Below are 8,768 nucleotides of genomic sequence, written 5' to 3'. Positions count from 1 at the left end.
CCAGGGATGGGTACCTTATGAGTTGCTCCTCGCAAACGCAGATGCGACTCCGTTTGCGTGTGAACTGGATGAGGATCTGCCGCTTACGATCAATTATACAAGCGGGACAACATCGCGCCCGAAAGGTGTCGTGCTTACACATCGCAACAATTACATCAACGCGGCGGATGTGCTTTTTCACATGCGTGTCCATCACGACGATGTGTACCTCCATACGCTGCCCATGTTTCACGTCAATGGCTGGGGCAGTGTTTGGGTGTTCACAGCCGTAGGGGCAACGCACGTCTGTCTGCGCCGCGTCGATCCAGACGTCATCCTCTCACTTTTTGAAAACCTGGGAATCACCGTCGCGTTTGGCGCGCCAACGGTGATCAATATGCTGCTAAACGCGGCGTCACTGCCAGAGCGCAAGCTGACAAAGACAATTCGTTTCGCGACGGCTGGATCGCCTCCACCCGCTGCAGTGATCGAGCAGGCAGAGCGGCTGCTGAAAATGGACATCACGCACGTGTATGGCTTGACGGAGACGACACCCCTGATCACGTACTGTGAATGGGTCGACGCGTTTGCCAAGCTTTCAGAGGAAGAGACGGCGAATGTCAAGGCGCGCCAGGGTGTGGAGATGGTGTTTAGCGGTGAGACGCGCGTGTTTCGCAGTGACGGCGTCGATGTGGCGTGGGATGGCATCGAGATTGGCGAGATTGCCGCGCGCGGAAACACCGTCATGGAGGGCTACTACAAACAGCCGGAAGAAACGGCGAAGGTGATTCGCGGCGGCTACTTTTACACAGGTGATCTCGCGGTGGTGCATCCGAATGGCTACATTCAAATTGTCGATCGGGCAAAGGATGTGATCATCTCGGGTGGTGAGAACGTATCTTCCGTTGAGGTGGAGGGTGTGCTCTATCAACATCCGGCAATTCTTGAGGCGGGTGTCGTCGCAGTGCCTCACGAGAAGTGGGGAGAAGTACCGAAAGCGTTTGTCGTGTTGAAGTCGGGGGTTACGGTTTCGTCTGATGAACTAAACGTGTGGTGTCGCGAACGGTTGGCGCACTTTAAAACGCCAAAAGAGTACGCGTTTGTCGATGCGCTCCCGCGGACGTCGACCGGCAAGCTGCAAAAGTATCGATTGCGCCAACGCTAAAAGATCTGTGCGGCGCGGGAGTGCGCGGCGTGCAGAAACCAATCGTGTCCCTCCGTCATAGGATGCAGCATGAAAACGCATCGATTCGACCACATCGTAGTGCTTATGCTCGAAAATCGTTCGTTTGATCAAGTGGCGGGGTATCTGTATGATCCTCACTCCGCGAAGGAGAGTGATCGCCCGGCGCGCGGACAACCGTTTGACGGGGTGGCTGACAAGACGCTGAGCAATCCGCTTCCAGGGGTTGGGTCGAGCGCTGCACACGCGATATACGTCAGGCCTGCCACATCGCTCGACATTCCACAGGTTGATCCAGGTGAGACGTTCGCGCACGTTGCCCGGCAGATCTATGGAACGTATCCTGTGTTTCACGGACAGCGCGACATAAAAATGAATGGATTTGTCAAGGATTTTGCGCGCGTGTTGCAAGAAGGAGTGGGGCAGCCGCTCGCGGGCGGTTCTCTTCCAACAGAAGGACTGCGGCAGATCATGCAGTGTTATACGCCAGAATCGCTTCCCGTATTATCCAGCCTCGCGCGCTCTTACGCTGTGTGTGATCGCTATTTTTCCTCCGTGCCAAGCCAAACATGGGCGAACCGCGCGTTTCTTCACGCTGGGACATCGCGTGGGCTCGTGAACAACGAGCCATATACCGAGTGGGTGAAAAACGCGGCACCCACGCTCTTTAACCGAATCTCCGACGCCAAGCGAGAAGACCTTTCGTGGCGCGTCTACTACAGCGTCAAAGACATCCTTCCACTGACGCTTATGATTCACTTGCCTGCACTGTTCCCTTATGCGTGGACCCATTTTTCACCGCTCGATCAGTTCTATGAGGATTGCGCGCGTGGCACACTTCCGAGTTACGCGTATCTTGAGCCGCAGTTTCTCGGGCCGGACGCAAACGACCAACACCCACCGTCGTCCATGCTTCCCGGAGAGTGGCTTTTGTTTCAGGTGTATGAGGCGCTTCGCGTGAGTCCGTGCTTTGAGCGAACACTGCTGATCGTAACGTATGACGAGCACGGGGGATGCTATGATCACGTGCCACCGCCTGTCGCTGTTCCGCCTGATTTGAACAAACCGCTTGGCCAGTGCAATTTTCGCTTTGACCGCTTGGGTGTCCGCGTATGTACTGTGTTGATTTCTCCCTACATTGAACAAGGGACCGTCTTTCGACCGCGTGACGCATCAGGAAAAGAAGTGCCCGCCGACCATACGGCGATTCTGCATACGGCGACAGAGCGATTTGGCCTATCCTACCTCACAGAGCGCGACCGGCAAGCGGTTGATCTCGCGCAGGTGCTCACGCGCTCCACACCGCGCACCGACGCGCCGCGGGTGATGCCTCATCCGTATTACGGCACACCGGCGACAGCGCGGGTTGAGCATCGCGGGCAGCGTGATCTGCACGAACTGTTTCACGCGTCGCTTACAAGCCTCGGTGACCACGCGCGGGAGGTCTTTACATGGTTTGAGACGCGCCGTTGACACTCGCGTGATGCGTGCGAACGGCGCGTCGTATTGTGCGCGTTAGACAGGCAGATGGTTCTGCTCATCAAACGGGTCTTCGTGTTTCGCGTGTTCGAGTTTCGCATTCACGTCAGCCAGCTGTTGATTCACCTGCTGTAGCGCCTGCCCATGCTCGTCATCCGCCTGAGAGACAGCGCGCGTCGCGTGAGACAGCGCGTTTTCAGCTTGCATGAACGTTTCGCGACTCGGATTCGCGCTTGCCTGATTGGCGGCGCGCCCCGCCTTTTCGACCGAGTTTTGCGCATCCGCCAAGGGACTTTGCGCTTGCAGGCTGCTCCGATGATCCGGCATGATCATTCCCCCTTTTTGTGAACGCACCTAGCTTTTGCACAATGGCGCAACGTTACACCAAAAAATTTCTTGAGCCGCTCTGCAAAACGAGCGGTCAAACCCTTTTGCGACATGGATTTGCGTCGTTCGCTCCGTTTGACTTGACGGGAGCGCAGCTTTCTCGGTACGTTTGGAGTGGCACATCTTACAAAGAAATGGATGCGTGGAGATGGATTCAGAGAAACGGATAAAACTGCTGCACCTGCTTCATGAAAATGCGAAATATACCGATGAAATGTTGGCAACTCTGCTTGATGAAGAACCCGCTGAGGTGCGCGCCGCGATTGCGGAAGCGGAGCAGTCGCGCGTGATCCTTGGCTACTCGGCGATTGTCAATTGGGACAAGGTGGAAGGCAATGGCGTGACGGCGGTGATCGATGTGCGGGTGACCCCGCAGCGCGAGGTGGGGTTTGACGCGATTGCGCGCCGCATCTATCGCTTTAGCGAGGTAAAGTCAGTCGCGCTGATGTCGGGCGCCTACGATCTGCAAGTGGTCGTAGAGGGCAGTCATCTGCGCGATGTTGCGACATTTGTCTCGGAACGCCTTGCGACAATCGAGCACGTGACAGGCACGGCGACGCACTTTCTCCTGAAGACCTATAAAGCGGATGGGGTCATCTTTGATGATCGCGAAGACGAGAAGCGCTTGGTTGTCGCACCGTGAGCGCGTTTGAAGGAAAGCTCTCGCCTCTCGTCGAACAACTTGCGCCATCCGGGATTCGCCGCTTTTTTGATTTGGCAAGCCAAATGGATGACGTCATCTCGCTTGGCGTCGGCGAGCCTGATTTTGTCACGCCGTGGCATGTGCGCGAGGCGTGCTTTTACGCGCTCGAGCGCGGGTACACAACCTACACGGCGAATGCGGGATTGCCCGCGCTGCGCGAAGCGATTGCGCAATACCTTGAAACGTTTGACTTATCGTATGACCCAAAAGATGAGGTGCTGGTGACGGTTGGCGGGAGTGAGGCGATCGATCTCGCGCTGCGCGCCGTGATCCAGCCGGGGGATGAGGTTTTGATCCCGGAGCCGGCGTATGTTTCGTATGAACCTTGTGCGATTCTCGCCGGGGCGACGGTGAAAAAGATTGCGACACACGCGATGGATCAGTTTCGCTTGACGGAAGACGCCCTGCGCGCCGCGCTGACAAAGCGCAGCAAGGTGCTGATTCTGTGTGCTCCAAACAATCCGACGGGGGCGATTCTTGATCGCGCGGCACTCGCGCAGATTGCAAGCGTCGCGATTGCGCACGACCTGTTGGTCATCAGCGATGAGATCTACGCGGAACTCACCTATGGGGTGCGCCACGTAAGCATCGCAAGCCTGCCTGGCATGAAAGAGCGCACGATTGTGATCAGTGGCATGTCAAAGGCGTACGCGATGACGGGCTGGCGCATCGGCTACGCGACGGCGCCGCGCGACGTGCTTGCGGCGATGGTCAAGATTCATCAGTACACGATGCTGTGCGCGCCGATCATGGGGCAAATGGCGGCGCTTGAGGCACTGCGAAACGGCGAGCGCGAGCGGCAAGCGATGGTGGAGCAGTACGATCAGCGGCGACGCTTTGTCGTCAAGCGCCTGCGCGAGATCGGGCTCGCTTGCCATGAACCGCAAGGCGCGTTTTACGCGTTTCCCGACATCCGCGCGTCAGGGCTTTCTTCCGAGGCGTTCGCGGAGCAGCTTTTAAAGGTGGAGCGTGTCGCGGTCGTCCCAGGCGCCGTGTTTGGGCCGTCTGGCGAAGGATTCGTCCGCTGTTCCTACGCGACGTCACTCGCTCAACTTGAGCGGGCGTTTGAGCGCATGGATCGATTTTTAAATTCGTGAAGGGTTGTGTGACACGTGGCGTTGAAACCTGCTGTGAAAGCGTTGCTTGAGACCATGAAGGCGAGCGGCGCAAAACCGATCTATGAGCAAGATGTCTTAGAGGCGCGCGCGCAGCGCGAAGAGGTGGCGCGCCAGATGCAGAAGGATCTTCGCCCGGTTTATGAGGTGCGCGAGATTTACATCGCGGGAAAGGGCGGGCCGCTCACCCTGCGCATGTACCGCCCAAATCGTGATGAACGGCTTCCGGTTCTCGTCTATTTTCACGGAGGCGGGTTTGTGGTGGGCAGCGTGGAGACTGTCGATGACACGTGTCGCGCGCTCGCCAATTACGCGCAGATCGCAGTGGTGTCAGTGGATTATCGGCTTGCGCCGGAGCATCCGTATCCGGCGGCGATTGATGACGCGTACGACGCGACCCGCTGGGTTGCGCAAAACGGGCATAGGCTCGGATTCGATCCCGCGCGCATCGCGGTCGGCGGGGATAGCGCGGGTGGCAATCTGGCGGCGGCGACGGCCATTCGCGCGCGCGATCGCGGGGAGTTTTCGATTGGATATCAGATGCTGATCTACCCGATGATTGAGCCGGAGCGATTTGACTCGCCGTCGTATTGCGAATACGCGGACAATGTCAATCTGACCAGAGATGCGCTGATCTGGTTTTGGGATCAGTACGCGCCAAAAGGCACAGCGCGAAAGCTGCCCGACCTTTGTCCGCGCGAGGCGTCGGCAGAGGGGCTCGCGCCTGCGTTCGTACTCGTGGCAGAGTGCGATCCGTTGCGTTCGGAGGGAGAGGCGTACGCAGAACATCTGCGCGCGGCGGGTGTCGCAGTTTCATTTCAGTGCGCATCGGGGCTGATTCACGGCTATTTCAGCACGGACTGGGGACTGCCTGAGCGGGAAGAAGCGCTGCACGCGGCGGCGGATTCGTTGCGCCAGGCACTGCACGCGGCGCAATAACGCTACAGTGGGGGACTCGCTGAGGGCGACACGCGATCACTCGAAGCTGTTACGCAGTGGTACGCGGAGTTCTACTGCGAACCTTTATGGGAGATCTTCGCATTCTCTTAAAGCGAAGATCTCAGCAGTACCTTTGTGATACGCCCGTATTTCGAATTTGATATTCAAAAAGCGATAGACTCGTTGTCGCGAGAGTTTGTTCATGATACGATATGGGTGAAATATTCAGACTTGCCTAAACTGGGCGACACGGGAGGGAAAGGATGAGCGAGACGATATCTCTTTCACTGACGATCAACGGAAAACCGCATACGGTTGACGTTGAACCGCGCACACTCTTGGTGCACCTTCTTCGCGATACATTGCAAATGACTGGCACGCACATTGGCTGTGATACGAGCCAATGCGGCGCATGCACGGTTCTCCTAAATGGAAGCGCTGTCAAATCATGTACGGTTCTCGCCGTTCAGGCAGACGGTGAGCAGGTGACGACCGTTGAAGGCCTCGGAACGATCGAGAATCTCCACCCGATTCAGCAAGGATTTTGGGAGAAACACGGTCTGCAGTGCGGGTTTTGTACGCCAGGCGTCATGATGGCGGCGACCGATCTGCTCGCACACAACCCAAATCCCACGGAAGAGGAAATTCGCGACGGTCTCGAAGGCGTTCTCTGTCGCTGTACGGGCTACCAAAACATCGTTCGCGCCGTGCAATACGCGGCCCAGCAAATGAACCAACAGGTTGCCGCGCCAGAAGTGGCGGCCGAGGCGGAAGGAGGGCGCGGCTGATGGCGACAGTCTTTGGCACAAAGGTCAAACGGCGGGAAGATCCGCGCCTGATCACGGGAAAAGGAACATATTCGGATGATGTCGCACTGCCTGGCATGCTCTACGCAATGATTCTGCGCAGTCCCTACGCGCATGCGAACATTCGCTCGATTGACGTAGAGCGTGCAAGGAACGCGTCAGGCGTTGTCGCGGTGTACACCGGAAAAGATATTCTCGGGAAAGTGGGAGCCATACCAACGGCGTGGCTGCCGCCAAACTCCGACATAAAGACCACGGTTCATCCGGCGCTCGCGCACGACGTTGTGCGCTATGTCGGAGATGGCGTCGCGCTCGTTGTCGCAGAGAGCCGCTACGCGGCGCGTGACGCGCTTGATTTGATCAAGGTGGAGTATGAACCACTCGGCGTCGTCGTGGATCAGCGCGCGGCGATGCAGGAAGGCGCTCCGCTTGTGCATGAGGATGCGCCGAACAATATCGCCTTTCACTGGAAGGCGGGCGATGCGCCCGACGTTTTGTTTGAAGAGGCGGAAGTGGTTGTGCGCCACGAGTTCCGCCAGCAGCGGCTGATTCCAAACCCGATGGAGACGCGCGCAACGACTGCCTCGTACAATGCGGGTACTGGAGAGCTGACGCTCCATCTCACGTCGCAGAATCCGCACATTCATCGCTTCTTGCTCTCGCTCATTCTCGGCATTCCTGAACATAAGTTGCGCATCGTGTCCGTCGATGTGGGCGGCGGATTTGGCGCCAAAATTGCCTGTTACCCCGACGAGGCGCTCGTTGGATTCGCGGCGATGGAGCTTGGCCGCCCCGTCAAGTGGATGGAAGATCGACGCGAGCATTTTCTCGCGACAACGCATGGGCGCGACATGATCCTTGACGTGGAGCTCGCAGGAAAGCGCGATGGCACGATGACTGCGATTCGCGTGAAAAACATCGCCAACATGGGCGCGTACCTCTCGACAGCAGGGCCTGGCGTGCCGACGATCCTGTTTGGTTTGATCGTGCCTGGCGCGTATCAGTTTACGCACGCAGAGGTGGATGTGTATGGCGTGTTTACCAACACGACGCCGACGGACGCGTATCGCGGCGCGGGCCGCCCAGAGGCCACGTATGTGCTTGAGCGTATGGTGGATCTTTTTGCAAACGAACTTGGAAAGGACCCGGTGGAAGTGCGCCGCCAAAATCTGATTCGCGCCGATCAGTTTCCGTACACCACACCGCTTGGTCTTGAGTATGACAGTGGCCAGTATCATTTGGCGCTCGAGCGCGCCTTAGAGATGCTATCTTACCAAGAGCTGCGGCAACAGCAGGAGCAGTGGCGAAAAGAAGGGCGACTCATTGGCATCGGTTGCACCACCTATGTTGAAATTTGCGGATTGGGACCGTCTCAGGTCGCGGGCGCCGTAGGGTTTCAAGGCGGCCTCTGGGAGAGCTCGACGGTGCGCGTGCACCCGACCGGAAAGATCACGGCGTTTACAGGCGCATCCCCGCACGGTCAGGGTGAAGAAACGACATTTGCGCAAATTGTATCGGATCGACTGGGCGTGCCCGTCGAAGACATTGAGATTGTCCACGGAGACACCGCGCGGATTGCCATGGGCTGGGGTACGTATGGTTCGCGCACAACGCCGGTTGGCGGCAACGCGCTTGCGGTGGCGACCGATCGCGTGATTGAGAAGGCGAGTAAGATCGCCGCGCACATGCTGGAGGCCTCGGAAGAGGACGTGGCCTTCTCAGACGGGAAGTTTTCAATCAAAGGAAGTACCGCGCGCAGCGTGACCTTTCAAGAGGTGACGCTCCAGGCGTATCTCGCCTGGAATCTGCCCAAAGGGGTCGAGCCAGGGCTTGAAGGGCATGCCTTTTACGATCCGGTCAACTTCGTATATCCATTTGGCACACACCTCTGTGTCGTTGAGATCGATCCTGACACAGGCGAGGTTTCCCTCCTGCGCTATATTGCCGTTGACGATTGCGGACGTGTGATCAATCCGCTGATCGCAGAAGGGCAGGTTCACGGCGGGATCGTTCAAGGGATCGGTCAGGCGCTCTACGAAGGTGCGGTTTATGACGAGGAGGGGCAGTTACTCACCGGTACCTTTATGGACTACGCGATGCCAAAGGCGCGCTTTTTTCCGGAGATGGAGACGGCGTTCACAGAGACGCCCGCGCCGCAGAATCCACTCGGCGTCAAA

Annotated in this window: 8 protein-coding genes; 7 read left to right on the top strand and 1 reads right to left on the bottom strand. The window is 57.8% G+C overall.

All coding sequences use genetic code 11. The features are described 5' to 3' along the window. The coding region (locus tag AYW79_RS14435; RefSeq protein WP_156493915.1) for an AMP-binding protein at window positions 1–1,144 on the top strand (1,144 nt) is incomplete at its 5' end. Window positions 1,145–1,213: 69 nt separating this feature from the next. Beyond that, on the top strand, window positions 1,214–2,635 hold the full coding sequence (locus AYW79_RS14430) for an alkaline phosphatase family protein (RefSeq protein ID WP_067567347.1): 1,422 nt from the start codon (window positions 1,214–1,216) through the stop codon (window positions 2,633–2,635). A 42-nt stretch (window positions 2,636–2,677) separates the two neighbouring features. Here AYW79_RS14430 and AYW79_RS14425 read toward each other — a convergent pair whose 3' ends face one another. After that, window positions 2,678–2,968 (bottom strand): hypothetical protein, encoded by a 291-nt coding sequence (locus tag AYW79_RS14425; protein WP_067567344.1) that lies wholly within the window; start codon window positions 2,966–2,968, stop codon window positions 2,678–2,680. Window positions 2,969–3,176: 208 nt separating this feature from the next. On the opposite strand from AYW79_RS14425, the gene AYW79_RS14420 reads away from it, so the two are divergent. The 5 genes from AYW79_RS14420 to AYW79_RS14400 form a co-directional block, all read left to right on the top strand. Then, the gene (locus AYW79_RS14420) at window positions 3,177–3,671 is read left to right on the top strand and encodes an Lrp/AsnC family transcriptional regulator (RefSeq protein WP_067567341.1); all 495 of its coding nucleotides are present in this window, start codon (window positions 3,177–3,179) and stop codon (window positions 3,669–3,671) included. Further along, on the top strand, window positions 3,668–4,828 hold the full coding sequence (locus AYW79_RS14415; RefSeq protein WP_067567338.1) for an aminotransferase class I/II-fold pyridoxal phosphate-dependent enzyme: 1,161 nt from the start codon (window positions 3,668–3,670) through the stop codon (window positions 4,826–4,828). The genes AYW79_RS14420 and AYW79_RS14415 overlap by 4 nt, the downstream gene beginning before the upstream one ends. 15 nt (window positions 4,829–4,843) lie before the next feature. Then, window positions 4,844–5,785 carry an alpha/beta hydrolase gene (locus AYW79_RS14410; protein ID WP_067567335.1) on the top strand — a complete coding sequence of 314 codons (942 nt, stop codon included), beginning with the start codon at window positions 4,844–4,846 and terminating at the stop codon, window positions 5,783–5,785. 263 nt (window positions 5,786–6,048) lie between these two features. After that, entirely contained in the window at window positions 6,049–6,573 is a 525-nt protein-coding gene (locus tag AYW79_RS14405) for a (2Fe-2S)-binding protein (protein ID WP_067567332.1), read from the top strand. After that, window positions 6,573–8,768 (top strand): xanthine dehydrogenase family protein molybdopterin-binding subunit (locus tag AYW79_RS14400; protein ID WP_067567329.1); only part of this gene is annotated, 2,196 nt, incomplete at its 3' end. The genes AYW79_RS14405 and AYW79_RS14400, both read left to right, overlap by 1 nt.

It is taken from the genome of Ferroacidibacillus organovorans (assembly GCF_001642725.1).
GTDB classification, from domain to species: Bacteria; Bacillota; Bacilli; order Alicyclobacillales; family SLC66; genus Ferroacidibacillus; species Ferroacidibacillus organovorans.
This window is presented reverse-complemented; position numbering and strand designations above follow the sequence as displayed.